The sequence below is a fragment of the Ruegeria sp. HKCCA5491 genome, assembly GCF_013034565.1.
Taxonomy (GTDB): Bacteria; Pseudomonadota; Alphaproteobacteria; order Rhodobacterales; family Rhodobacteraceae; genus Ruegeria.
The window spans coordinates 104,705-128,922 of sequence record NZ_WQGG01000006.1; the positions used below are offsets into that span (position 1 = coordinate 104,705).

At 59.2% G+C, this 24,218-nt stretch carries 24 protein-coding genes; 17 read left to right on the plus strand and 7 right to left on the minus strand.

Annotated elements, in window-relative coordinates; all coding sequences use genetic code 11:
* Window positions 1–18 precede the first annotated feature (18 nt).
* Complete coding sequence (locus GOV88_RS09835; RefSeq protein ID WP_171240303.1) at window positions 19–480, plus strand: VOC family protein; 462 nt, start codon at window positions 19–21, stop codon at window positions 478–480.
* On the opposite strand, the gene yaaA is transcribed toward GOV88_RS09835, so the two are convergent.
* From yaaA to GOV88_RS09850, 3 genes are all read right to left on the minus strand, one after another.
* Window positions 471–1,241, minus strand: coding sequence for a peroxide stress protein YaaA (gene yaaA, locus GOV88_RS09840; protein ID WP_171240304.1), 771 nt, complete (start codon window positions 1,239–1,241; stop codon window positions 471–473). The genes GOV88_RS09835 and yaaA overlap by 10 nt on opposite strands.
* A 33-nt stretch (window positions 1,242–1,274) precedes the next feature.
* The gene (recQ, locus tag GOV88_RS09845) at window positions 1,275–3,314 is read right to left on the minus strand and encodes a DNA helicase RecQ (protein ID WP_171240305.1); all 2,040 of its coding nucleotides are present in this window, start codon (window positions 3,312–3,314) and stop codon (window positions 1,275–1,277) included.
* A 77-nt stretch (window positions 3,315–3,391) separates the two neighbouring features.
* Complete coding sequence (locus tag GOV88_RS09850; RefSeq protein ID WP_171123085.1) at window positions 3,392–3,679, minus strand: YggT family protein; 288 nt, start codon at window positions 3,677–3,679, stop codon at window positions 3,392–3,394.
* A gap of 130 nt (window positions 3,680–3,809) precedes the next feature.
* Between GOV88_RS09850 and GOV88_RS09855 the strand changes: the two genes are divergently transcribed.
* The 10 genes from GOV88_RS09855 (at window position 3,810) to smpB (ending at window position 12,017) form a co-directional block, all read left to right on the plus strand.
* Window positions 3,810–5,177: an MFS transporter gene (locus GOV88_RS09855; protein ID WP_171240306.1), complete on the plus strand. Its 1,368-nt coding sequence runs from the start codon at window positions 3,810–3,812 to the stop codon at window positions 5,175–5,177.
* Complete coding sequence (gene mepA, locus GOV88_RS09860; protein WP_171123081.1) at window positions 5,174–6,037, plus strand: penicillin-insensitive murein endopeptidase; 864 nt, start codon at window positions 5,174–5,176, stop codon at window positions 6,035–6,037. Before GOV88_RS09855 ends, mepA begins: the two co-directional genes overlap by 4 nt.
* Window positions 6,010–6,894, plus strand: coding sequence for an esterase-like activity of phytase family protein (locus tag GOV88_RS09865; protein ID WP_171240307.1), 885 nt, complete (start codon window positions 6,010–6,012; stop codon window positions 6,892–6,894). Before mepA ends, GOV88_RS09865 begins: the two co-directional genes overlap by 28 nt.
* 91 nt (window positions 6,895–6,985) lie before the next feature.
* Window positions 6,986–7,630 carry a queuosine precursor transporter gene (locus GOV88_RS09870; protein WP_171240308.1) on the plus strand — a complete coding sequence of 215 codons (645 nt, stop codon included), beginning with the start codon at window positions 6,986–6,988 and terminating at the stop codon, window positions 7,628–7,630.
* A gap of 263 nt (window positions 7,631–7,893) precedes the next feature.
* Entirely contained in the window at window positions 7,894–8,313 is a 420-nt protein-coding gene (arfB, locus tag GOV88_RS09875; RefSeq protein WP_171123075.1) for an alternative ribosome rescue aminoacyl-tRNA hydrolase ArfB, read from the plus strand.
* A 60-nt stretch (window positions 8,314–8,373) separates the two neighbouring features.
* Window positions 8,374–9,120: an SDR family oxidoreductase gene (locus GOV88_RS09880; protein ID WP_171123073.1), complete on the plus strand. Its 747-nt coding sequence runs from the start codon at window positions 8,374–8,376 to the stop codon at window positions 9,118–9,120.
* A gap of 81 nt (window positions 9,121–9,201) precedes the next feature.
* Entirely contained in the window at window positions 9,202–10,242 is a 1,041-nt protein-coding gene (locus tag GOV88_RS09885) for a P1 family peptidase (RefSeq protein WP_171240309.1), read from the plus strand.
* 91 nt (window positions 10,243–10,333) lie between these two features.
* Complete coding sequence (locus tag GOV88_RS09890; RefSeq protein ID WP_171123069.1) at window positions 10,334–10,747, plus strand: cytochrome c family protein; 414 nt, start codon at window positions 10,334–10,336, stop codon at window positions 10,745–10,747.
* Between the two features lie 209 nt (window positions 10,748–10,956).
* Window positions 10,957–11,499 carry an isopentenyl-diphosphate Delta-isomerase gene (gene idi, locus GOV88_RS09895; RefSeq protein WP_171123067.1) on the plus strand — a complete coding sequence of 181 codons (543 nt, stop codon included), beginning with the start codon at window positions 10,957–10,959 and terminating at the stop codon, window positions 11,497–11,499.
* 41 nt (window positions 11,500–11,540) lie between these two features.
* On the plus strand, window positions 11,541–12,017 hold the full coding sequence (smpB, locus tag GOV88_RS09900; RefSeq protein ID WP_171123065.1) for an SsrA-binding protein SmpB: 477 nt from the start codon (window positions 11,541–11,543) through the stop codon (window positions 12,015–12,017).
* Window positions 12,018–12,030: 13 nt separating this feature from the next.
* Here the strand turns inward: smpB and glpK are convergent, their stop codons facing one another.
* The 3 genes from glpK to panB all read right to left on the minus strand — a co-directional run bounded on the left by glpK (window position 12,031) and on the right by panB (window position 15,254).
* Window positions 12,031–13,509, minus strand: coding sequence for a glycerol kinase GlpK (glpK, locus tag GOV88_RS09905; RefSeq protein WP_171123062.1), 1,479 nt, complete (start codon window positions 13,507–13,509; stop codon window positions 12,031–12,033).
* A gap of 66 nt (window positions 13,510–13,575) precedes the next feature.
* A complete protein-coding gene (panC, locus tag GOV88_RS09910) occupies window positions 13,576–14,418 on the minus strand; it encodes a pantoate--beta-alanine ligase (protein ID WP_171240310.1) in 843 nt (280 codons plus the stop codon).
* A complete protein-coding gene (gene panB, locus GOV88_RS09915) occupies window positions 14,415–15,254 on the minus strand; it encodes a 3-methyl-2-oxobutanoate hydroxymethyltransferase (protein WP_171240311.1) in 840 nt (279 codons plus the stop codon). The genes panC and panB overlap by 4 nt, the downstream gene beginning before the upstream one ends.
* Before the next feature lie 170 nt (window positions 15,255–15,424).
* On the opposite strand from panB, the gene GOV88_RS09920 reads away from it, so the two are divergent.
* Genes GOV88_RS09920 through GOV88_RS09945 form a run of 6 tightly spaced genes read left to right on the plus strand, consistent with a single transcriptional unit; the run spans window position 15,425 to window position 22,917 of the window.
* Entirely contained in the window at window positions 15,425–16,912 is a 1,488-nt protein-coding gene (locus tag GOV88_RS09920; protein ID WP_171124106.1) for an ABC transporter substrate-binding protein, read from the plus strand.
* A gap of 48 nt (window positions 16,913–16,960) precedes the next feature.
* Window positions 16,961–18,037, plus strand: a complete 1,077-nt coding sequence (locus GOV88_RS09925) for a hypothetical protein (protein WP_254447348.1) — start codon at window positions 16,961–16,963, stop codon at window positions 18,035–18,037.
* A gap of 40 nt (window positions 18,038–18,077) precedes the next feature.
* On the plus strand, window positions 18,078–19,025 hold the full coding sequence (locus GOV88_RS09930; protein ID WP_171240312.1) for an ABC transporter permease: 948 nt from the start codon (window positions 18,078–18,080) through the stop codon (window positions 19,023–19,025).
* Window positions 19,022–19,837 (plus strand): ABC transporter permease, encoded by an 816-nt coding sequence (locus GOV88_RS09935; RefSeq protein ID WP_171240313.1) that lies wholly within the window; start codon window positions 19,022–19,024, stop codon window positions 19,835–19,837. The genes GOV88_RS09930 and GOV88_RS09935 overlap by 4 nt, the downstream gene beginning before the upstream one ends.
* Window positions 19,834–21,432 carry an ABC transporter ATP-binding protein gene (locus GOV88_RS09940; protein ID WP_171240314.1) on the plus strand — a complete coding sequence of 533 codons (1,599 nt, stop codon included), beginning with the start codon at window positions 19,834–19,836 and terminating at the stop codon, window positions 21,430–21,432. Before GOV88_RS09935 ends, GOV88_RS09940 begins: the two co-directional genes overlap by 4 nt.
* Before the next feature lie 33 nt (window positions 21,433–21,465).
* Entirely contained in the window at window positions 21,466–22,917 is a 1,452-nt protein-coding gene (locus GOV88_RS09945) for an aldehyde dehydrogenase family protein (protein ID WP_171240315.1), read from the plus strand.
* A gap of 3 nt (window positions 22,918–22,920) precedes the next feature.
* On the opposite strand, the gene pncB is transcribed toward GOV88_RS09945, so the two are convergent.
* Complete coding sequence (gene pncB, locus GOV88_RS09950) at window positions 22,921–24,213, minus strand: nicotinate phosphoribosyltransferase (protein WP_171211640.1); 1,293 nt, start codon at window positions 24,211–24,213, stop codon at window positions 22,921–22,923.
* Window positions 24,214–24,218 lie beyond the last annotated feature (5 nt).

Genomic DNA, 24,218 nt, shown 5'->3' on the forward strand with positions numbered 1-24,218 from the left:
CCAAATTAGGCTGAACTCATGTTAAATGAACGTGGTTTTCAGCCTCGCGCGCTGGGCGAGATAGCCATTCGATGCGCCGATATGTCGGCGATGGTCGAATTTTATGAAACAGTGATCGGATTGCAGCGTCTGAGCGGCGACCATGACAGTGCGATCGTTTTTTTCGAGATCGCGCAGGGTTTCGGCGGGCATACTCAGGTTTTGGCCCTGTTCCACTATACAGCCGCCCCGCGTCCGGGCTTGCATCCCACAGGTGATCAATCCCCGGTGACCGGCGGCGCGTCGGCTTTGCATCACATCGCCCTGTCGCTGCCTTTCGAAGAACAAGACGCTGTCACGCGTTGGTATGAACAAATTGGTCAGCCCTACCGGGTTGAGCAATTCGACTGGATTGGCTGGCGCGGGATTTTCACCGAAGACCCCGAGGGCAATACGGTTGAACTGGTCGCTTACGACCGGTCAATGCTGGCTCAGGCCTGATACGGACGCACGAAGACGGGTTTGTCCTCGGTCGACAACTCGCGCCGGTGTGCATAGCCGCCGGTGTCAAAGTCCAACAGCCCCGCAGGATCGGTCAGGCGGTGCTGCACGATGTATCGCGCCATCGCGCCGCGCGCTTTCTTGGCAAAGAAGCTGACGATTTTGGGGGTGCCCGCCTTGTCCTCCATGAACACAGGTGTGATCACACGCAGCTTCAGCGCCTTGGGATCGACAGCGCCAAAGTATTCCTGACTGGCGCAATTCACCAGAATGTCTGACCCGATCTGCGCGCCTTGTGCGTTCAGCGCCTTACTGAGCTGGTCGCGCCAGTACTCATACAGGTTCTTGCCGCGTCGGGTCTTCAGCTTGCTGCCCATCTCAAGCCGGTAGGCCTGAATGGCGTCCAGAGGGCGCAGCACGCCGTAAAGCCCCGACAGAATCCGCAGGTGATCCTGCGCCCAGGCCATTTCATCGGCATCCAGCGATGCAGCCTCAAGCCCCTGATAGGTGTCCCCGGCAAAGGCCAGCGCGGCAGGGCGGGTTAGGTCGGCCTCGGGGGCATCGGAAAAGGCGCGATACCGGTCGCGGTTCAAACGCGCCAGATCATCGCTGAGGTCCATCAGCTTTTTGAGATCGCCCAGCGTCAGGTTGCGGGCGGTTTTCGACAGCCGGATCGCGTCGTCCTGGAAATCGGGTTGGGTGACTGTCGCGTCGCGCTCGGCCCAGTCCAGCCGCTTGGCCGGGGAAATCACTACCAGCATATCCGCCCTCTTTTCTTGCCTGATACGGCGTATCTAGCCCGCCTGTTCCAACACGTCCAGAAAGGCCGCGCCAAACCTTTCGTGACGACGGTCGCCCAGCACCTGTTCCAGCCCGCGCTGATCGCCGGGCCGCAGTTGCGCCACCTTGGCCAGTTGTGAGGCCGAGCAGGTCAGCGGTTTGTCGATCCCTTCTGGACCGCGCGCCAGATCGTTCTGAACCGCCAGAAGCTGATCGAAAATCTCACCCTGATCGCGCCCGGCCAGTTTGCGGCGGGCGGGGTGCAGCGCGGCGGCTTCGCCCGCGATCACCTCAAGGAAGGTATCGCCGTAGCGTTCCAGTTTCTTCGCGCCCACGCCGCCGATCCGGGCCAAGTCGTCCAACGTCATGGGTCGGGTCTCGGCCATCTCGATCAGGGTGCGGTCAGGGAAGATCACATAGGCGGGCACCCGCTGTGATTCCGCCAGCGCGCGGCGTTTGGCCTTAAGCGCCGACAGCAGCGGTGCGTCTTCTTCGGCAACCATCGCTTTGACGGCCGGGCGGCGGGTGGCTTTGCGGATTGTGTCCTTGCGCAAGTTAATCTGCGCCTCGCCCTTCAGGATCGGTTTGGCGGCCTCGGTCATGCGCAACGCGCCGTGGCGGTCAGGATCGGGACGGACCAGATCATGCCCCATCATCTGCCGGAAAATTGCCTGCCATTGCGGGCGGGACCAGTCCTTGCCGATGCCCCATGTGGACAGGTCGTCGTGTCGCCGCGCCCGGACCTTTTCAGTTTCATTGGCCAGAAGGATGTCGATCAAATGACCCGAACCGAACCATTCCTCGGTGCGCAGGATGGCGGATAGGGCCATGCGCACAGGAGTGGTACCGTCGAACACCTCGGGCGGGGTGTCGCACAGATCGCATTTGCCGCAGGGCGCAGCCTGTTCGCCGAAATACCCCAGCAGGGTCTGACGGCGGCAAACCAGCGCCTCGGCCAGTCCAAGCAGAGCGTTCAGCCGGGCATGGTCGGCCATGCGGCGCTCAGCCGGGGCCAACCCTTCGTCGATTTGCGAGCGGCGTAGGCGGATGTCATCGGGGCCGAACAGGGTCAGCGTTTCGGCCTGGCCACCATCGCGGCCTGCGCGTCCGATTTCCTGATAATAGGCCTCGATGGATTTGGGCAGGTCCGCATGGGCGACCCAGCGGATATCGGGTTTGTCGATGCCCATGCCAAAGGCCACGGTGGCGACGACGATCAGACCGTCTTCGCGCGCGAAACGGGTTTCGACATTGCGGCGATCCTCGGGGTCCATGCCACCGTGATAGTGGCAGGCGGAGTGCCCCTCGGCGCGCAGGGCTTGGGCCAGCACTTCGGTCTTGTTTCGGGTGCCGCAATAGACGATGCCGGATTGCCCTTTTCGCGCAGCAGCAAAATCCAGCACCTGTTTGCGTGGCCCGTCCTTGGCGGCAAAGGCAAGATGGATGTTGGGTCGGTCAAATCCGCGCAGGAATTTGCGGGGCGCGGTGCCGTCGAACAGCTTCTCGACAATCTCGTCCTGTGTTTCGGCATCCGCCGTGGCGGTAAAGGCCGCCAAGGGCACCTTCAACGCGCGCCGCAACTCTCCGATCCTTAGATAATCCGGGCGGAAATCATGGCCCCATTGGCTGACGCAATGCGCCTCATCCACGGCGATCAGGCTGACATTGATACGCCGCAACATCCCCAGTGCCGACCCGGCGGCCAGACGTTCGGGCGCCATGTAAAGTAGTTTAAGCCGCCCAGCCTCCAGCGCCTCCCACACGGCATCGGTTTCCTCGGGGGTGTTTCCCGAGGTCAGCGCGCCGGCCTCAACCCCGGCCTCTTGCAAGCCCCGTACTTGGTCGCGCATCAGGGCGATCAGAGGCGAGATGACCACCGTTACCCCGTCGCGAAGTAGGGCAGGCAGTTGGAAACACAGGGATTTCCCGCCACCCGTCGGCATGATGGCCAGCACGTTTTCGCCCGCCGTCACGGCATCGACGATCTCTTCCTGACCCGGTCGGAAGTCGTCGAATCCAAAGACATCTCGCAGCAGGGGCGCGGCGTCGAACATGTGGGGATTGCCCTGTTTTTAGGTTTATCTGCTCTTATGACAGGACAATCACATACTAAGATTCGGTGAACAAGAGGTCAGACGAAATAGACCATATTGTTGATCAGGATGATCCGCAGCGCATAGACGCCGACGAGAACGACCAGAGGCGTCAGGTCCAGACCGCCCATATTCGGCAGAACCCGGCGGATCGGGCCGTAGATGGGTTCAAGTATCCGGTTCAGACCGTACCAGATTTGCGCGACCAACTGCTGATGCAGGTTGAGAACCTGAAAGTTGATCAGCCAGCTCATGATCACATGGGCCAGAATGATGAACCAGACAATGTCCAGGATCAGCAACAGGATTTGGATCAGTGACAGCATGGGGCCTCCGGTATTTGCGTCAGACGAGACGTAAGCGCCCGCGCCCGAAAGAGCAAGTCTGGGTCAATAGAACGCTTGCGAAACGGTCCAAAGCCCCGTCTTATTAAAAACAACAAGAACAGGGGCAGTCATGGCAGAGATTTCTAAGCGTAAGCGCATCTGGGGCTGGTGGTTTTTCGACTGGGCGACGCAGCCATATCACAGCCTTCTGGTCACGTTCGTCTTTGGACCCTATTTCGCCGGGGTTGCGGCGGGATATTTCGCAGGAACCGGGCTGGACTCTCAGGCGGCGGCTGCACGGGCGCAGACGGTCTGGGCGAATTGCCTGACCATTACCGGGCTGATCATCGCCTTTGGCGCACCGCTTTTGGGCGCGATGGCAGATGTGTCAGGGCGGCGCATCCCTTGGATCTTTGGGTTTTCCGTCATGTATGTCGTGGGGTCCGCGGCGCTGTGGTACACGCTGCCGGATGGGTCAAATATGTGGCTGATGCTGTCGGCCTTTGGCCTTGGATTTGTCGGCGCGGAATATGCGTTGATTTTCATCAACTCGCAGTTGCCCGATCTGGGCGACGACAAGGAAGTGGGTGAGATTTCCGGCTCAGGCTTTGCCTTCGGCTATTTCGGCGGGCTGATTTCATTGGCGATCATGCTGCTTTTGTTTGTCGAGCAGGACAACGGCAAGACGCTGGTCGGACTGGACCCGGCCTTTGGGCTGGACGCGGCGCAGCAGCAGGGCACCCGGTTCGTCGGCCCGTTCACGGCAGGGTGGTTCATCCTGTTCATGGTGCCGTATTTCCTTTGGGTGCGGGACGATTCATCGTCCAAGAAACGCGGCTCGGTGCGCGACGCGCTGGGCTTGCTGGCGCATTCGATTTCCAACCTGCGGCACCGGCTTAGCCTAGCCAGCTATCTGGGATCTTCGATGTTTTACCGTGATGCGCTGAACGGGCTTTACAGCTTTGGCGGCGTATACGCCCGGCTGGTGCTGGAATGGGACCTCATCAAGATCGGTGTCTTCGGGATCGTCAGCGTTCTGGCCGCCGCTGCTTTTTCGTGGGTCGGTGGCAAGCTGGACAAGAAAAACGGCCCTAAACCGGTCATTTTGGTCAGCATCTGGGTTCTGATCCTTGTTTGCGTCACGATCGTATCCATGGACCGGACGCAGGTTTTCGGCATCGCTTTGCCCGATGGATCGGGCCTGCCGGATCTTGTGTTCTTTGCCTGCGGCATCCTGATTGGTGGTATGGGCGGCATTTTGCAATCGGCTAGCCGATCCATGATGGTGCGTCACACCGATCCCAAGGCCCCGGTGGAAAGCTTTGGCCTGTATGGTTTGTCGGGTCGCGCCACGGCCTTTGCCGCGCCTCTGTTGATCGGGATTGCCACAACCGCAACCGGCAGCGCGCGTCTGGGGGTGTCACCGATCATTCTGTTGTTTATTCTGGGTCTATTCCTGATGCGCTGGGTTAAACCGGAAGGGAATCAGAGCAGATGATAATACAGCGTTTTTTGGCAATATTGGCCTTAATCACACTGGCAGGCTCCGCAGGGGCGCAACCCCTGGCCAAGCAATTATTCGGAGCACAAAAGCAAAGTTCACAACAAAAACCCGCCGCTTTCGGCAGTTATTCGCGCGGATGTGCCGCCGGGTCGGTGCAACTGCCCGAAACAGGCCCGACATGGCAGGCCATGCGCCTGTCGCGCAACCGCAACTGGGGACACCCGGTGGCGATAGATTATGTGCAGGACCTCAGCCAATTCGCGGCCAGGCAACCGGGTTGGAATGGTCTTTATATCGGGGATATCAGCCAGCCTCGGGGCGGGCCGATGACATCAGGGCACCGGTCGCACCAGTTGGGTCTGGATATTGATATCTGGATGCTTCCGGGTAACGACATGCGGCTTAGCCGCAAGGCGCGCGAGAATATCTCGTCTGTTTCCCTGCGTCGTGCCAATGGGGCGTTCGTCAACGGCAACTGGACCAAGCAGCATCACGCCGTACTGCGTGAGGCAGCCAAGGACAAACGCGTCGCCCGAATATTCGTCTTTCCCGGCGCGAAAGTGCAGATGTGCAAAGAGGAAAAAGGTAACCGCGCCTACCTGCGCAAAATTCGGCCCTGGTGGGGGCATCACTATCATTTCCACGTGCGGCTTGCCTGCCCGCGCGGGTCCAGAGGCTGCGTTAATCAGGACCCGCCGCCCAAGGGTGACGGCTGCGCCGAAGCGCAGCAATGGGTGAACAATATACTGAACCCGCCACCGCCAGACCCAAATGCGCCGCCACCGAAAAAACGCCGAGAATATCGTTTGGCCGATCTGCCCCAGCAATGCGCCGCCGTTCTGCAATCCAACTGATATCCGCGTTTTGTCTGGCAGGACCGGCCTGGGCCGTCGAAACAAAGACTGCCGTTGAGTTAGGCAGCTTTGCCTGGAGCGACCCGGCTGGCTGGTTCGGAGGGTTTTCCGCGCTGCATGTTTCTGCGGACGGCCAAAATTTGATGGTTCTGAGTGACCGGGCCACTCTGGTACGCGCCAGAATTCTACGCGAAGGCGATGCAATTACCGGTGTCGAGGTCACAGGGAAATGGCCGGTTCTGTCCAGCACAGGCCAGCCATTAATCGGGTCTTCCGGTGACTCCGAAGGGCTGGCCGTGGCGCCGGATGGCAGCTTTTTTGTTTCGTTCGAACGTGTTCATCGCGTCGCCCACTATTCAGCGCCGGGATCCAAGGCGCGCGTCCTGCCGCGCCCCAAAGCGTTTGACCAGTTACCAAATAACGGCTCGTTCGAGGCGCTGGCGATCGACGGCAAACAGCGGCTCTATACCCTTACCGAGAAAGGCCGAACCGAGAATGGCGACATTCCAGTTTACCGCTGGAGCGGGCAGGTCTGGTCGACACCATTCGTTTTGCCTCAGCGCGGGCGGTTTTTACCCGTAGCAGCCGATTTCGGACCTGACGGCAGGCTTTACGTTCTGGAACGCTCGGTGTCGCTGACAGGTTTCCGGTCGCGCCTTCGACGGTGGCGGCTTCAGGATGACACGCCCACCGGCGAAGAAGTTCTGTTCACCACCGGAATGGGGGGGCACGACAACCTCGAAGGCGTGTCGATCTGGCGTGATGACCGCGGTCGCATGCGCGCCACAATGGTGTCCGATGACAATTTCCTTGCGCTGCAGCGCACCGAACTGGTGGAATATCTGCTGCCCGATTGACAGTCTCTGATCAAGCGTCTAGAAGCGCGGCTTGCCTTGGGACGGTCCCTTGGCCAAGTCGCCGCTACCTTGTCAAAACGGGCATCTGAAAATGCAACGCAGCTATATACCCGGCATTCTTGCCATGGCCACAATCGTTGTGGCCTCGAACATCCTGGTCCAGTTCCTGATCCTTGACGGATTGCTGACTTGGGGTGCTTTTACCTATCCTCTGGCCTTTCTGGTCACTGACATCATGAACCGCGTCTACGGGGTGAGCCCGGCCCGCAAGGTCGTATTCGCAGGGTTTGTCACCGGCATCATCTGTTCGCTGATCGGCAGTCAGATCATGCTGCAAGGTGACGGCTTCACCTACGCCGCCGTGCCGTTACGGATCGCCGTGGCCTCAGGCACGGCCTTCCTGATCGCACAGCTGACCGACGTCACCGTGTTCAACTCGCTGCGCGGTGGCCGCTGGTGGCGCGCGCCGCTGGTCTCGACGCTGGTTGGATCGGCTCTGGATACCGCGATTTTCTTCACTCTGGCCTTCTCAGCTTCGGTCACATTCTTCGGTGCCAATGCCGATGCCGCGATCAACTGGGCGTGGGAGCCTGTGCCTTTCATGCTGTCAGGCCCGATGGCGCCGCTGTGGGTCACGCTCGCCTTTGCTGACTGGTTGGTAAAACTCTCGTTGGCGTTGATCGCGCTGATCCCCTTCAAGGTGATCGTTGCGCGGCTGTCCGCCCAACCTGCGTAAAAAAGTGCTTTGAGAATGGCGCATCTTGTGTCACCATCCCTATCAACCGCAACAGATAGAAAAGGAGGTGATCCAGTGTCGAGAAAGAGATTGGAGAGAGGTGTCGGAACAACCGGGGGGATCGCCTGTTAAGGCAGCCCTTGGCGGAGCGCTCGCTCCGGCTGGTCGATTGATCTAACCGACCCGACCTCCTGTACTTTCGAAGGGCCGTCCCATCGGGGCGGCCCTTTCTGTTTTCGCGCTGGCCGAGTAAGGTCCAACTCATGTTGCGCATCACCGAAGATATCGTCCTGCAGGATTGGGAATTAACCGAAAGTTTCGTGCGGTCGTCCGGTCCGGGCGGGCAGAACGTGAACAAGGTTTCAACCGCCGTTGAGCTGCGGTTCGAAGCCGCGCGCTCGCCCTCGTTGCCCGATCCAGTCAAAAGCCGGCTGAAACGGCTGGCCGGGCGTCGGTGGACCAAGGATGGCGCGATCGTCATCCAGTGTGAAGAAACCCGCAGCCAAGCCCGCAATCGCGAGATTGCGCGCGACCGGTTGGCAGACCTGATTGCTCGTGCATTGGTTAAACCCAAACGGCGTATCGCGACAAAACCCACCTACGGCTCGGTAAAACGACGCTTGGCGGCGAAAAAGGCCCGCTCGGACGTCAAGGCGCTCCGGGGTCGGGTGTCGGAAGATTAATCTGGTAAGTTTACGGTGCCTTGCTACTCTGCCCTGCAAAGACGACCGGGAGGCAAGGATATGAGGCTGGAAGGAAAAACCGCAATCGTGACAGGTGGCGCCTCAGGGTTTGGGGCGGGTATCGTCCGAAAGTTCTTGTCCGAAGGAGCGCGTGTGATGATCGCCGATATCAACGGCGACGCGGCTCATGACACGGCGACCTCGCTTGGGGCGCAAGCCCTGGCGCAACAGGTAGATGTCGCCGACGGCCCTTCGGTTCAGGACATGGCAGCGGTCGCTGCGGACAGGCTCGGGCCACTGGACATTTTGGTGAACAATGCCGGTGTCACCCACTTGCCGACCCCGTTGGAGGCGGTAACCGAAAAAGATTTCGACAGGGTCTTCGCGGTGAACATGAAATCCGTCTACCTCACGGCGCGCGCCTTTGTTCCGCAGATGAAGACGCGTGGAGCAGGGGCAATTCTGAACGTGGCCTCGACCGCCGGGCTGTCACCGCGTCCGAACCTAAACTGGTATAACGCGTCTAAGGGCTGGATGATCACAGCAACGAAAACAATGGCGGTGGAACTGGCCCCCTCGGGCGTGCGTGTCAATGCGATCTGTCCGGTCGCGGGCGAAACCCCCCTGCTGAAATCGTTCATGGGAGAGGACACGCCCGAGGTCCGGGCCAAATTCCTGTCCACCATCCCTTTGGGCCGTTTTTCAACACCTCAAGACATGGCCAACGCAGCGTGTTTCCTGTGTTCGGACGAGGCCAGCATGATCACCGGCACAGCTTTGGAGGTCGACGGTGGCCGTTGCATCTGATCCGCTCTTCATCTGGCTAGAAATATCCCCGCCGGAGGCAGCGCGCCTGCGCGCTTTTCGGCCCGAAATTCAAAGAAACAAATGACCCCCGGACCAAAGAACCTGATCACCGATGTTCCCGGCCTTTTGGTCGGAAATGCGCAGGACGATGCTTTGAAGTCTGGCGCAACAGTGCTGACGTCGGACAGTCCCTTTATGGCGTCAGTGCATGTCATGGGGGGCGCACCGGGCACGCGCGAGACTGATCTGCTGGCTGCGGACAAGTCCGTAGACAGGGTGGATGCACTTGTCCTTTCGGGTGGATCAGCCTTTGGGTTGGATGCATGCGCCGGTGTTTCTGACTCTTTATACGCACGCAGACGAGGGTTTCAGGTGGGCCGCGCGATTGTTCCCATCGTACCGGGCGCGATCCTGTTCGATCTGTTGAACGGAGGAGCTAAAGATTGGGACGATAACCCCTATCGCGCCCTCGGACGACGCGCCTTTGAATCCGCGTCGGATCAGTTCGACCTTGGAAGCAGCGGGGCGGGGACCGGCGCACTTACAGCGATGCACAAAGGAGGGCTGGGGTCGGCCTCATTGGTTCTGGACAACGGGGTAACGGTCGGCGCTCTTGTCGCCGCGAATCCACTGGGCAGCGTCACCACCCCGGGCGACAGGCATTTTTGGGCCGCGCCTTTCGAAATCGACCGGGAATTCGGCGGACGGGGCACCGACCCTGCAACTGGTCTGGGGCGGCAGGTGATCAGCCGTAAAGTGCAGGTCATGCATCCTGCCGAACCAGACAAGACAAACACAACGATTGCAATCGTTGCAACAGACGCGGCATTGACCAAGTCACAGTGTCAGCGCGTGGCCGTTGCCGCCCACGACGGGATCTCACGGGCCATTGTTCCGGCCCATACGCCGGGTGACGGGGATTTGGTGTTCGGGGTCAGCACCGGTGCGCGCGAGATCCGTAGCACCGGACCCGAATTGGGCATGATTGGCCATGCGGCTTCGATCTGCCTCGCCCGTGCAATTGCGCGCGCTGTTTATCTTGCTACGCCAGCAGAGGGCGACCTTTTGCCTTGCTGGTCCCAACAGGATGGTGCGGCTGCTGCCGACTTGGGATCGGTGTGATTTCCGACTTTCGTACGCGGCAATCTGCGCGTTGACTCTGCTCTCTTGCAGGTTTCCATTCATGTCAGCCAATTTGTATCGGAGCAAAGCTATGAATCGCATCCTCGCAACCGCACTCATGGGCCTTTTGGCCGTTCCTGCATTTGCTGAAGGCGACGCAGACGCTGGCAAGAAAGCTTTTAACAAGTGCAAGTCCTGCCACCTGATCGCCGACCCCGCCGGAGAAGTAATCGTCAAGGGCGGTAAGACCGGCCCGAACCTTTATGGTATTGCCGGACGCACGGCCGGAACGGTTGAGGGGTTCAAATATGGTGACAGCCTTGCCGCCGCAGGTGAAAACGGTCTGGTCTGGGACGAGACAACATTTGTTGAATACGCTCAGGACCCCAAGGCTTTCTTGAAAACCTATCTGGATGACACGGCGGCCAAGTCCAAAATGACATTCCGGCTGAAGTCGGGTGCCGAGGATGTGTACGCTTATATTGTTAGTGTTTCGGGCGAATAACGTCTGCATCCACAAGCTTGGGAAGTTGAGCGAAGGCCGCAGCTACCTGCGGCCTTTCGTGCGGTTGATAACTAAGTCGATCAGCGCCACCTTGGAATTATGTGGATTCAAATGCACCGGTGGGATGCAACTGCACAGCCAAGCCGGTCCGGCGACAGCCAGAAGATTTTATCCGGCCGTTCAGTAGGATCGGTAGCAGGAGACATCAAATGGGAATTATGATCCCGGCCTGGGTTGATGGCGAGTTGACCCCCGTGGACAAACTGGAGGCGCATGAAAAGGGTCTCCGGCACAAGGCGGTGTCGGTCTTTGTCGTGCGTGGCACCGAAATTCTGCTGCAGCGTCGGGCGATGGGTAAGTACCACACGCCGGGCCTCTGGGCGAATACGTGCTGCACCCATCCCGATTGGGGCGAGACACCCTCGGAATGCGCCGTGCGTCGCCTGCGCGAAGAACTGGGGATCACTGGCCTATACCCCGAATACCGCCACCGGCTGGAGTATCACGCCGATGTCGGCAACTCGATGATCGAACATGAGGTGGTTGACGTTTTTCTTGCCCATGTGCGCGGCCCCCTGACCATCGAGCCGAACCCTGACGAAGTGATGGATATTCGTTGGATCGACTATCACGACCTTCTGGCCGAGGTGCAGCGCCACCCGGCGCGGTTCACGCCATGGCTCAAGATCTACCTGCATAACCATGCCGACACAATTTTTGGCCCCGACCTGATCATCTCGGCTAAGACCTGAGGGCTTGCAAGGCCGCCTTAAGCCGCCTAAATCAACGCGTCATGGCCAAGCAGAAGACAGACCCGAATTACAAAGTCATCGCCGAAAACCGGCGGGCACGTTTCGATTACGCGATCGAGGACGATATCGAGTGCGGCATCGTGTTGGAAGGGTCCGAGGTCAAGTCCCTGCGGGCCGGGGGATCGAACATTGCGGACAGTTATGCCTCGGTCGATGATGGAGAGTTGTGGCTGGTCAACAGCTATATCGCCCCCTACGAGCAGGCGAAGGTCTTCAAGCATGAAGAACGTCGCCGCCGCAAGCTGTTGGTATCACGCAAGGAATTGTCGAACCTGTGGAACGCGACCCAGCGCAAGGGCATGACGCTGGTGCCGCTGGTTTTGTATTTCAATCACAAGGGTCGGGCCAAGGTGAAGATCGGGATCGCCAAGGGTAAAAAGACCCATGACAAGCGCGAAACCCAGGCCAAACGGGATTGGTCACGTCAGAAACAGCGGTTGATGAAGGATCATAGCTGACCCTTCAGCCTTTTCAGAATGCCATCGCTGCTGACACTGCCCGTTGCCAGCGTGCGTAGGCGGCATCTCGGTCTTCTTCTGACAACTCGGGTTCGAATCTGCGGTCCAGCGCCCATGTTTCCGAGAATTCATGTTGCTTGGGGTAAAGCCCCGCGCGCATTCCAGCCAGCCAAGCTGCGCCTAGTGCCGTCGTTTCCTGCATGACGGGGCGGTCTACGGCAGCCCCCAAGTAATCCGCCAGACCCTGCATGGCCCAGTCCGATGCGCTGGCCCCGCCATCCACACGCAAGGTCACCTTGGTGTCTTGGCCCCAATCCCCCTGCATGGCATGCCAAAGGTCGCGCGTCTGGTAGGCAATGCTTTCCAGCGTCGCACGGGCAAATTCGGCGCGTCCTGAGTTGCGGGTCAGGCCAAAAACAGCACCCCGGCAATCCGGTTTCCAATAAGGCGCGCCCAGACCGGTGAAGGCAGGAACCAGAACGACGTTCTGGTTTGGGTCGGCCTGTTGCGCAAGCTCGCCGCTTTCGGCCGCAGACTCGATGATCTGCAGCGCATCGCGCAACCACTGCACAGCGGCCCCGGCGACAAATATTGACCCTTCCAAAGCGTAAGTGCGCTGACCATTGAGTTGGTAGGCGATAGTTGTCAGCAGGCGATTCTTGGATTCCACGGGCTTTGAGCCGGTATTCAAAAGCGCAAAACACCCGGTGCCATAGGTGGATTTCATCATGCCCGGTTTGAAACACGCCTGCCCGATCGTCGCGGCCTGTTGATCGCCTGCGACGCCCAAAATCGGAATCTCGCCGCCCAACAGGGTTGTCGTTCCAAAGTCCGAGGCACAGTCGTGCACCTTGGGCAGCATATTCATCGGAACATCCAGAAGATCACAGATCTCGGCGCTCCATTCTCCGTTATGGATGTCGAACAGCAGGGTGCGGGCGGCGTTGGTGGCGTCGGTGGCATGGCTGCGTCCCTCGGTCAAGCGCCAGATCAGGAAACAGTCGATGGTGCCGAACATCAATTCTCCGGCCTCGGCCTTGTCCCGCGCGCCCGGTACGGTATCCAGCAGCCATTTCACCTTGGTACCCGAGAAATACGGGTCCAGCAGCAGCCCGGTCTGGGCGGTGACATCGTCTTCGCAACCCGCTTGTTTGTAACGGGCGCAGATTTCGGCGGTGCGGCGGTCCTGCCAGACGATGGCATTGTAGATCGGCTTGCCTGTGGCGCGATCCCAGACAACGGTTGTTTCGCGCTGATTGGTGATCCCGATCCCGGCGATCTGATCCGGCGTCGCACCGGCACTGTCCATCACTTCGCGGCAAACCCGAAGAACGCTGTCCCAGATTTCCTCAGGGTCATGCTCGACCCAGCCTTCCTGCGGAAAGTGCTGGGTGAACTCATGCTGTGCGGTATCCACGCGTTGCATATCCGCGTCAAACAAAATGGCCCGCGAAGATGTAGTGCCCTGATCAATGGCAAGAATAAAGGTCACGCCTGCGCCCCTCCCGTTTTGTTTTGCGGGACTTTAGCGCAAACAAGGACGCGGGTGCCAGAGCGTTCAGACCGGAATATTGTCGATCAACCGGACGCCATCCGCCCAGGCCGCCGCAAACAGGCGCGCAGGGCGTGATGCATGGGTCAACGGCTCAAGCGTATCGGCGCAGCGTAGCTGAATATACTCGACCTGCGTAAACCCTGCGGCCAGCAATTCCGTTTCAGCCCGCGCAGCCAAAGTGTCGAACTGCGCCCCATCGGCCAATTCCTTGGCAAGGTCGCGCATGATCCGGTGTTTGTTGGCGGCAATGTCCAACCCTTCCGGCGATAGGCGCAAATTGCGCGACGACATCGCCAGCCCCGAGGGTTCGCGAACCGTGGGGCAGCCGATCACCTCGACCGGAATGTCCAGATCAAGTGCCATGCGGCGCACGACCATCAGTTGTTGATAGTCCTTTTCCCCGAAATAGGCGCGATCCGCCTGCGTTTGCAGAAACAGCTTGGCAACCACAGTCGCCACGCCATCAAAATGGCCGGGGCGGAATTCGCCTTCCATCACATTGGTCAGGCCCGCGACGGAAACGGTGGTGGCGAACCCCTGCGGATAGATTTCTTCGGGGTCGGGCACATAGATCGCGTCGACGCCGTAAGGGACCAGTTTCTGCGCGTCCTCGTTTTCAGTGCGCGGATATTTGGCCAGATCCTCGGGGTTGTTGAATTGCTTGGGGTTTACGAAAATGGTCACGATCACCCGGTCCGAGCCCGCCTTGGCCGCTTCGACCAGCGATAGATGCCCCTGATGAAGCGCGCCCATCGTGGGTACGACGCCGATCTTTTCACCATTGTTATGCCACTGAGTCGTCAACGCGCGCAGATCCGTCAGGCGGCGCAGGATTGGTGCAGTCATTTAGCGGGTCCTTTGGCCGGAGCCTGATCAGAGAACACGTGTTCCTCGGCAGGAAAAGTCCGTGCGCGGACTTCGGCTGCGTATTCGGTGATCGCCGATTCCGCCAGCGGGCCAAGCTCGGCATAGCGTTTGACGAATTTCGGTTTGAAGGCGGTGAAAAAGCCGACCATGTCATCCACCACCAGAATCTGACCGTCGCACCCGGCAGAGGCACCGATGCCAATCGTGGGGATTGCGATGTCAGCCGTAATCCGATCGGCCAGCCGTTGCGGGACCTTCTCAAGCACAACGGAAAACGCGCCCGCTTCGGCAACGGCCTGGGCATCGGCCAGAACAGCCTCGGCCTGGTCGTCCCGGCCTTGTACCTTGTAGCCGCCCAGCGTGTTGATGGATTGCGGCGTCAGGCCGATATGCGCCATTACGGGGATGCCGCGTTTGACCAGAAAGCGGATGGTGTCGGCCATCTCGACTCCGCCCTCCAGCTTGACCGCGCCTGCGCCCGTTTCAGCCATTAGGCGGGCAGCGTTGCGGAAAGCCTCGTTTGGTGAATGCTCGTAACTGGCGAAAGGCATATCAATGACCATCATCGCATTGTTCAAACCGCGCGCGACGGCCTGACCATGCAGGATCATCATCTCCATCGTCACCCCAAGGGTCGATTCCAGACCATGCAGCACCATGCCGACGCTGTCGCCCACCAAAACAAAGTCGCAATGGTCATCCATCAGCCGTGCCATGGGCGTGGTATAGGCGGTCAGGCTGACCAGAGGTTCGCCCCCTTTACGGGCGCGGATATCCTCGGCATTCGGGGCCTTTTTGCGGGCGGTGGCGCTCATGATCGCTCCTCCGGGATTCATGTTGCAGCGCGGCATAGCAGATCGGACACGGGCTAAGAAACCCCGGTTGCGCCAACAATCCCTTGATTGACCTAAGGTTTAAAGTGACATTGGTCTTTGAAAGGCCCGGAAACCAAGGGGTCGCGGATATTCAGTGGGGAGTTATTTCTATGACAAAGCAGATGTTTCGGTCCTTTGCCTCGGCCCTTGCGGTGGGTGCCAGCCTGTTTGCAACGCAGGCTTTGGCCAAGTCCGACATAACCATCGCAATGCAACTGGAACCACCGCATTTGGACCCGACCAGCGCCGCGGCGCAGGCCATCGATTCGGTTGTGTACACGAATATCTTCGAAGGTCTGACGCGGTTCATGGGTGACGGGTCGGTCGTGCCCGGCCTGGCGGAAAGCTGGGAGATTTCCGAGGACGGCACGGTCTATACCTTCAAGCTGCACGACGGGGTTACGTTCCATGATGGCACAACGATGGATGCCGAAGACGTCAAGTTCAGCCTTGATCGCGCCACCGCCGAAGACAGTGCCAATGCGCAAAAAGCCCTGTTCGCCGGTATCGAAAGCGTCGAGGTCGTGGACCCCCTGACCGTCAAGGTCACACTCTCGGCCCCGAACGGGAATTTTCTGTTCAATTTAGCTTGGGGTGACGCGGTGATCGTGGCCCCCGAGAGTATCGAGAACATAAAGACCAACCCTGTCGGAACCGGCGCATTTACTTTTGGCGAATGGGTTCAGGGCGACAGCATCACGCTGAACCGAAACCCGGATTACTGGGGTGAGCAACCAGCGCTTGAGACCGCCACGTTCAAGTTCATCTCGGATCCCACCGCCGCCTTTGCCGCGATGATGGCCGAGGATGTGGACGTATTCGACAACTTCCCCGCGCCTGAAAACCTGCCTCAGTTCGAGGCTGATCCGCGGTTTCAGGTGCTTGTCGGATCTACCGAAGGCGAAACCATCCTGTCGACCAACAACAAGCAGCCACCGTTTGATGATATCCGGGTGCGGCAGGCCGTGGCGCATGCCATTGACCGTCAGGCCATTATCGACGGGGCCATGTTCGGCTATGGCACACCGATTGGAACCCACTTTGCCCCGCACAACCCGGCCTATGTCGATCTGACCGGAAAATCGGCCTATGACCCCAAGAAAGCCGCCCAGTTGCTGGCCGATGCGGGGTATGAAAAAGGGTTCGAAACCACGCTGCACCTGCCGCCCCCATCATATGCCCGGCGCGGCGGCGAGATCGTCGCAGCACAATTGGCCGAGGTAGGAATTCAGGCCGAAATCATCAACGTAGAATGGGCGCAGTGGTTGGAATCCGTGTTCAAGGGCAAGGATTTTGGCCTGACGATTGTTAGCCATACGGAACCCATGGATATCGGGATCTATGCTCGTCCGGATTACTATTTCCAGTATGACAGCGTCGATTTTCAAACTTTGATGGATACGCTGAACGAAACCACAGACCCGGATGAGCGTAAAAAGCTGCTGGGAGAAGCCCAAAGGCTGATCTCGAACGACTATGTCAATGGATACCTGTTCCAGCTTGCCAAGTTGGGTGTTGCACGGGCGGGTGTGCAGGGCCTGTGGAAGAACGCGCCGACGGCCGCCATCGACCTGACGGAAATCAGTTGGTCTGAATAACTATTCAGGGGCCTCCATGAGTGGCCCCTGTTTTTCAGAAGAATCCTGATGACTATGATTGTGTATCGCGCCCTTTGTTTGCTTGTTTCCCTAACCTGCCTCGTGTTGGTCATGGGCGGGCAGGCGCAGGCACAAAACGCGCTTGGCGGGCGGCTGGATGCGCTGGCAGGCACGCCGGAAAACCCTTTGCAGGTTGGTATCGGCATCAGGATTGACCAGATTACCAGCGTCGACCAAAAGGCCGAGAATTACGGCGCGGTCGTCGTGCTGCGGGTGGAATGGACCGATCCAGCGTTGGCCTTCGACCAACAGGCCCTGGGTCGGGATATTCGGGTTTTCAATCCACCTGCACTTGCCGACCACGCGGCAAGTATCGGGGCCGTGCTGCCCGCTTTCGTCATTCACAACCAGCAGTCAAACAAGTGGATACACGAGTCCGCCGCCTCGCTGCGGTATGATGGTCGTGTGGTCTATGTCGAGAAATCCAATCTGACGTTGCAGGCCCCGCATTTCGATTTTCGCAAATACCCGTTCGACACGCAGGATTTCTTCTTTGAAGTTGTCTCAATCTTTCCATCGGAATACGTGTCCTACTATCCGCTTGAGGATCACTCGGGCCTGGGCGACATGCTGGGAGAGGAAGAGTGGGTTCTTGGAAACGCCCGTGTCGAAGCATCGACGGTTCCGGGCCTGTCGGGGCAGGACAGTGATCAGATCGCGCTGGTCTTTGAAGGCAGTCGTCACCTGACCTACTATGTGATCCGTGTTTTCCTGCCGATGCTGGTGCTGATCACCGTCGGCTGGGCGCTGTTCTTTCTGGACGAATACCGCAGGCGGATTGAAATCGCCGGAGGTAACCTTTTGGTGTTTGTGGCCTTCAACTGGGCAATCTCGGCTGATCTGCCCAAGCTGGGTTACCTGACGTTTCTGGATTTTGTTCTGCAGTGCATGTTTCTGATGACCGGGGCTTTGATTGTGTTCAACGTGGCCCTGCGCAAGCTCAAAGTGTCGGGCCGAGAAGAGGCTGCGCGCAAGCTGGACAACTATGCGATCAAGTGGATCTATCCTTTGGGCTATGCCGCTATCGTGGGTTACGCGGTTTTTGCCTATCTTCTGATCCCTTAGGTGCTGGACCCGGACGATATGTGATCCTAACGTGGCACCAATGCTCCGTTATGCACTTAAACGTCTGATATCTCTGATGATCAGCCTGGCCGTGGCCTCGGCGGTTATTTTTGCCGTGATCGAGGTTGCGCCCGGCGACCCTGCATCCTTTATGCTGGGCGTCAACGCGCAAGAGGACACGTTGGCCGCGCTGCGTGCAGAGCTTGGATTGGATGGCTCGAAGATTCAGCGTTACGTTAACTGGGTTAGCGGGATGCTGATGGGGGATTTCGGAACCTCCTACACATATCGAACGCCAGTTTCGCAGATGATCGCCGACCGGTTGTGGGTGTCGCTGCCATTGGCGTTATACGCGCTGACCCTGTCGACCCTGATCGCCTTTCCAGCTGGTATCTATGCCGCCGCGCGACGGGGTAAACCGGGGGATTTGACCGTGATGGGTGCCACGCAACTGGGCATCGCGGTTCCCAATTTCTGGTTTGCGATGATGCTGGTGCTGATCTTCGCCATCAACCTGCGCTGGTTCAATGCCGGAGGGTTCGCAGGGTGGGACACCGGGTTTTGGACCGGCCTGCATTCCCTGACCCTGCCCGCCATCGCGCTGGCCTTGCCGCAAGCGGCGATTCTGGCGCGGGTGATGCGGTCATCCCTGCTGGATATTCTGGGCGAAGACTTCATGCGCACCGCCCGTGCAAAGGGGTTAACGCGCAGGCAAGCCTTGTGGAGGCACGGCGTGCGCAATGCATTGATCCCGGTGCTGACCATTATCGGGCTGCAATTCTCGTTCCTGCTGGCCGGTTCGATCATTATCGAGCAGGTGTTCTACCTTCCGGGCCTCGGGCGGTTGGTGTTTCAGGCGATCTCGGCCCGGGATTTGATCGTTGTGGAATCGGTGGTCATGCTGCTGGTGTTTGCCGTCATCACCGTTAATTTTCTGGTCGACCTGGCCTATGCCGCCGTCGATCCCCGCCTGAGGAGCCGGACATGAGCCGCAACCTGATCCTAGGTGCGGCTTTGTCGTCGCTGGTTGTTCTGGCGGCCTTGGTCTCTTTTGTCTGGACGCCTTACGACTATGCCGCGCTGAGTATCCCGGACAAGCTGCAACCACCAAATGCGCAGCACTGGTTCGGAACGGATCATTTTGGCCGCGACATGTTTTCCATGATCATGGTCGGTGCGCGAACGTCCATTGCGGTGGCCTTGGTCGCAGTGGGTATCGGCATGGCGCTAGGTGTGCCGCTGGGATTGGCGGCAGCAGCGCGCAATGGATCGTGGCTGGATGAGCTAATCATGCGCGGCAATGATCTAGTATTTGCGTTTCCTTCACTGGTCATCGCGATCCTGATCACTGCCGCGTTCGGGGCGGGGGCGGTCAACGCAATCATCGCGATCGGCATATTCAACATTCCCGTCTTCGCCCGTATCACCCGCGGCGCGGCGCTGTCCCTGTGGGAGCGTGAGTTCATCCTTGCCGCCCGTGTGTCTGGCAAAGGTGCCGCCCGGATATCAGCCGAACATATTCTGCCCAACGTCGCCAATTTGCTGATCGTGCAGGGGACCATTCAGTTCTCGCTGGGCATACTGGCCGAGGCGGGCCTGTCCTATGTCGGTCTGGGGGCGCAACCGCCAACGCCCAGTTGGGGCCGGATGCTGGCCGACGCACAGACAATGGTCAGTTTTGCCCCGCATTTGGCTCTGATTCCGGGGCTTGCGATTATCGTCACTGTGCTGGGTCTGAACCTTTTAGGGGACGGTCTGCGTGATTGGCTGGATCCCCGAATAAGGGTGGCGCGCACATGAGCTTGCTGGATATTGAAAACCTGTATCTGACTATCCACGGCGTGCCGATCCTGAAACAGGTCAGCCTGTCCATCGCCCCGGGTGAGATTGTGGCCGTGACGGGCGAAAGCGGGTCGGGCAAGTCGATGACTGCCTTGGCCGCGATGCAGTTGCTGCCGAACGGGGGACAGGCAACAGGTGCAATCCGGCTGGAAGGCCATGACCTTTTGACCCGCCCCGAGGCTGAAATGTGTGCCCTGCGCGGCGCTGCGATCGGAATGGTGTTTCAAGAGCCGATGACCGCGCTGAATCCGGTCAAGACCATCGGGGATCAGGTGATGGAGACAATCCTGATCCACAAGGCGATGCCCCGCCCAAAGGCCCGTGAACGCGCCGAAGAGGTTCTGACCCGGGTGGGTCTGCCACCTGACCGTTTCCCGCTGACCCGCTATCCGCACGAGTTGTCGGGCGGTCAGCGCCAGCGTGTCGTGATTGCCATGGCCATCGCGCTGCGCTCGAAGCTGTTGATCGCGGACGAACCCACGACGGCGCTGGATGTCACCACGCAGGCGCAGATCCTCCATCTGCTCAGGGGGTTGGTCAGCGAATATGGCATGGGTTTGCTGATGATCACGCATGATTTGGCGGTCGTGGCCGATCTGGCCGACAAGATCGTCGTTATGCGTCACGGCGAAGTTGTTGAGGAAGGGGCCACGGAAAACCTGTTGCGCGACATGCAGCACCCCTACACACGTATGCTGTTCGAGGCGTCTGGTCACAAGGTTTCCCTACCCGACACGATAAGCCCGCGCCCGCTGCTTGAGGTTACGCAGGTTGTCCGCGATTATCGCCTTCCCCGGAAAGGCTTGTTTGATACACCCGGTCATCACCGTGCCGTCGATCAGGTAAGCTTCACTCTCAATCGTGGGGAGCGTTTGGGACTGGTCGGCGAATCTGGATGTGGCAAATCGACCCTAACACGAGCGATTTTGGGTTTAGAGGAGATTCAGTTCGGGGAAATCCGACTGGACGGGGAGCCCGTTTTTGCGGGCCACAAGCCAAACCCAGCCGTGCGGCGAAAGATGCAGGTGGTGTTCCAAGATCCCTATGGCAGTTTCAACCCCCGCCACCGGGTCGCGCGGTTGATCACAGAACCGTTTCACGTATTGGAAAATCCGCCCAAAGGGGCCGCGCGTCAGGACTTGATCGACGAAATGCTTAGTGCCGTGGGCCTCAGTCCCAGAGATGCCGACAAGTACATTCACGAATTCTCGGGCGGTCAGCGGCAGCGCATTGCTATTGCTCGCGCCTTGATTATCCGGCCCGAGCTGATCCTGTTCGACGAGGCTGTTTCAGCGCTTGACGTATCCGTACGCGCGCAAATCCTCGACCTTCTGGCTGAGCTCTGCGCGGCATATGACCTGACGTATCTGTTCATAAGTCACGATCTTAGTGTCGTCAGAACAATCACTGACCGCGTGATGGTGATGCAGGCCGGTAGAATTGTTGAGCAGGGCGAGACCGAGCAGGTCTTTTCCGACCCCCAGCATCCCTATACCCGAACCCTGATCGACGCCGCGCCTGTTCTGCCAGATATCGGCAGTCAGGTGGCTTGATTCCAAATGTTAGAGCCGAAATAGGAGATCGAAATGCCCAATCCTCTCTGGTTCAACCCAACCCATTGTCTGATCGGAGGCGCATGGGTCGATCCCACCTCGGGGTCGACCTTACCTTTGGTCAACCCTTCTGACGGGGCTGAGATTTGCCGTATCGCCCGCGGCGAGGCTGCAGATATCGACGCAGCGGTCCAAGCCGCGCAATCGGCCCTGGACGGTGACTGGGGCCGTAAAACCGCGCTGGAGCGGGGCCGCATCCTGACGCGATTGGGTCAGTTGGTATTGGAACGGGTCGATGATCTGGCAGCTTTAGAGGCGATGGATGTCGGCAAGCCCCTGACACAGGCCCGCGCTGACGCTGTGGCGCTGGCGCGGTATTGCGAGTTCTATGGCGGTGCCGCCGACAAGGTCATGGGCGACACGATCCCTTATCTGGAAGGCTACACCGTCTACACCTTGCGAGAGCCGCATGGGGTGACCGGCCATATCGTGCCGTGGAATTACCCCATGCAGATCATTGGCCGTTCGGTCGGGGCGGCGCTGGCGATGGGCAATGCCTGCGTCCTGAAACCTGCCGAAGAAGCCTGTCTGACGGCACTTGCCTTCGCACATCTGGCGCAAGAGGCTGGGTTGCCAGCAGGTGCATTGAATGTGGTGCCCGGTTTGGGTGCCGAGGCTGGTGCTGCATTGTCCGGTCATCCAGGCGTGCACCATATCTCGTTCACCGGGTCGGTGGCCACAGGTGCGCTGGTGCAACAGGCGGCAGGCCGCAATGTGGTGCCGGTGACTCTGGAATTGGGCGGGAAGTCCCCGCAACTGGTGTTTGACGATGCCGATCTGGACGCCGCCCTGCCGTTTCTGGTGAACGCAGGAATTCAGAACGCGGGTCAGACATGTTCAGCCTCATCCCGCATATTGGTGCAGCGTGGAGTGTATGAGCAGGTCAAATCCCGTATGGCCGACGCCTATGCCGATCTGACCGTTGGACCAGCGAATGAGGATTTGCGGCTCGGTCCCCTGATTTCTGCCCGTCAAAAGGACATCGTCGAAGGGTTTTTGTCCAAGGGGGTGGACCTGAAAGTCGCTGCGCAGGGTCGCATCGTTGAGCACGCGCCAACCGATGGGGCCTATGTCCGTCCAACGCTGTTTTCTGACGTGCCGCCCGATCACGCGTTGGCCCGTGACGAAATATTCGGCCCTGTGCAAGTCTTGATCCCCTTTGATTCCGAGGAAGACGCCGTGCAGATTGCCAACGGAACCGACTATGGTCTGGTGGCCAGCATTTGGACCCGCGATGGTGCTCGCCAGATGCGATTGGCGAAACGTCTGCGCTCGGGTCAGGTTTTCGTCAACAATTATGGCGCCGGTGGCGGCGTGGAACTGCCCTTTGGCGGGGTGGGGAAATCCGGGCATGGCCGCGAAAAGGGATTCGAGGCGCTGTTTGGGTTCTCACAACTCAAAACGGTGGCAAGTTTCCATGGTTAGAGCCTAAACAATCACCTCGATCGACTCTTGCGCGCCCACTCCGAACACGCGCTTGTAGCGCTCGATTTCGTCCGCCGGGCCCATTGCCTTTTCCGGGTTGTCCGACAGTTTGACCGTTGGGCGGCCATTGGCCGAGACTGCTTTGCACACCAAGGAAAACGGGGCCAGCGCGTCATCGGGCACCAGCCCGCGAAAATCATTGGTCAAAAGCGTGCCCCAGCCAAACGACACTTTGGTGCGCCCTGCAAACTGGCTGTGCAGCTCGCGGATTTTGTCTACGTCCAACCCGTCAGAAAAGATCACCCGCTTTTCCATTGGATCCTCGCCGCGCGATTTCCACCATTGGATTGCTATTTCCGCGCCAGTGGCCGGATCGCCGCTGTCTACGCGGATACCGGTCCATCCGGCCAGCCAATCAGGTGCGCGATCCAGAAACCCCTGCGTGCCATAGGTGTCAGGCAGGATGATGCGAAGATTTCCGTCATGCTCGTCATGCCAGTCGCTGAGAACATCATAAGGCGCCTGCGCCAGTGCCTCATCGGTGTCAGCCAGCGCCGAATAGACCATAGGCAGTTCGTGCGCGTTGGTGCCGATGGCTTCAACCTCGCGCCGCATGGCGATCAGGCAGTTCGACGTACCCGTGAACGCAGGCCCCAGCCCTTCGATCATGGCTTGGACGCACCAATCCTGCCACAGGAAGGAATGCCTGCGACGCGTTCCGAAATCGGCAATGCCCAACCCCTCAATCCCGCGTAGCTGTTCGATTTTCTCCCAAACGCGGGTCATCGCACGGGCATAGAGCACCTGAAGCTCGAACCGGCGCATGTCATTCAGCACGGCGCGGGACCGCAGCTCCATCAAAACGGCCAAGGCGGGGATTTCCCACAACATGACCTCGTGCCATTTGCCTTCGAATGTCAGTTCGTACTGATCGCCCTTGCGTTCCAGGTGATAGGGCGGCAAGCGCAGATTCTCGAACCACTCCATGAAATCCGAGCGGAACATCTGCCGTTTGCCGTAGAACATATTGCCCCGCAACCACGTGCTTTCTCCCCGGCTGAGGCTTAGTGAGCGGATGTGATCCAACTGTTCCCGCAGCTCGCCTTCGTCGATAAGCTGGGCCAGGGGGATGTGATTCGACCGATTGATCAGCGAAAACACCACATCCGTTTGGGGCTTATTTCGAAACACTGACTGGCACATCAGCAGTTTGTAGAAATCTGTGTCGATTAAAGACCGGACAATTGGGTCAATCTGCCATTTATGATTGTACACGCGCGCCGCAATATCGACCATGAGGA